The sequence below is a fragment of the Mycolicibacterium palauense genome, assembly GCF_002592005.1.
Classification (GTDB): Bacteria; Actinomycetota; Actinomycetes; order Mycobacteriales; family Mycobacteriaceae; genus Mycobacterium; species Mycobacterium palauense.
Window position 1 is genome coordinate 1 of record NZ_NVQF01000190.1, and the last position, 1,662, is coordinate 1,662.

Genomic DNA, 1,662 nt, shown 5'->3' on the forward strand with positions numbered 1-1,662 from the left:
ATTTAAACGAGGAGTATCGTCGGAAGCGTCAGATGGGATTAAGAGCCAGAGGTGGGCCCGCCCGCACCCGGCCCGGGCCAGCAGCTGTCGCCCAACACGGTCGCCCCGCTTCCGGGCAACCCGCCGTACGTGGTGCCGTCGATCGCCCCGACCGACACGGGAGGTTCCTGACCGGTGTCCACGATCTTCAACATCCGAAACATCAAGCTGCCGCGGGTCTCCCGGCTCGCGCTGGTGATCGGGACCTTCGTCCTCGTCCTGGGGGTCGCCGGCGCGCTGGTCGGCTGGAAGCTGTACGACCGGTTGACCAACAACACCGTGGTGGCCTACTTCCCGCAGGCGCTGGCGCTCTACCCCGGCGACAAGGTGCAGATCATGGGGGTCCGGGTCGGTGCGATCGACTCGATCGAGCCCGACGGCGACCGGATGAAGGTGACGTTCCACTACGCCAACAAGTACAAGGTGCCGGCGGATGCCACCGCCTCGATCCTCAACCCGAGCCTGGTGGCCTCGCGCACGATCCAGCTGTCGCCGCCCTACACCGGCGGGCCGGTGATGGAGAACAAGGCGGTCATCCCGATGGAACGCACCCAGGTTCCGGTCGAATGGGACGACCTGCGCAACCAGATCACCGATATCGTCAGCGAGCTGGGCCCGACCAAGGAGCAGCCCAAGGGGCCCTTCGGTGATGTCATCGAGTCGTTCGCCGACGGCCTGGCCGGCAAGGGCAAGCAGATCAACACCACGCTGAACGCGTTGTCGGAGGCGATCACCGCGCTCAACCAGGGGCGCGGCGACTTCTTCGCGGTGGCCAAGAGCCTGGCGCTGTTCGTCAACGCCCTGCACCAGAGCGATCAGCAGTTCGTCGCGCTCAACAACGATCTGGCCGACTTCACCGACGCGTTCAACAACAGCGACCAGGAACTGGCGACCACGCTCAAAGACATCGACGGATTGCTCACCACGGCCAAGAAATTCATCGACGACAACGGCGGTGTGCTCGCCCAGGACGTGCAGAACCTCGCCGACACCACCAACGCCATCCTGCAGCCCGAGCCCAGGGACGGGCTGGAGACGGCGCTGCACGTGTTCCCGAACCTGGCCGCCAACCTGGTCAACATCTACGAACCGTCCCACGGCTCGCTCAGCGCGGTGCCGGTGGTGGCCAGTTTCGCCAACCCGCTGCAGTTCATCTGCAGCTCGATCCAGGCGGCCAGCCGGCTCGGTTACCAGGAGTCGGCCGAGCTGTGCGCCCAGTATCTGGCGCCGGTCCTGGACGCGATCAAGTTCAACTATCCGCCGTTCGGCGCCAACATGCTCTCGACGGCCAGCACGCTTCCCAAGACGGTGGCCTACTCCGAGGAGCGGCTGCGGCCCCCGCCGGGCTACAAGGACACCACGGTGCCCGGCATCTTCTCCCGCGACACGCTGTTCTCACACGGCAACCACGAACCGGGCTGGATCGTCGCGCCCGGCATGCAGGGCGTACAGGTCCAGGGTTTCACCAAGAACATGCTGACCCCGGACTCGCTGGCGGCGCTGATGGGTGGGCCCGACCCGGCGACCGTCCCGCCGGCCCGCCCTGTCTCTTCTACACACCTGACGCTGCCGCCGACACTCCTCGCTGCGATCTCGGCGGCTCCCTCACATCTACAACTAATA

General features: G+C 65.9%; 1 protein-coding gene. It reads left to right on the forward strand.

The window, feature by feature from the left end:
* Positions 1 to 174: 174 nt before the first annotated feature.
* Positions 175 to 1,662: virulence factor Mce family protein (locus CSR00_RS29775; RefSeq protein ID WP_099025938.1), on the forward strand; the 1,488-nt coding region annotated here is incomplete at its 3' end.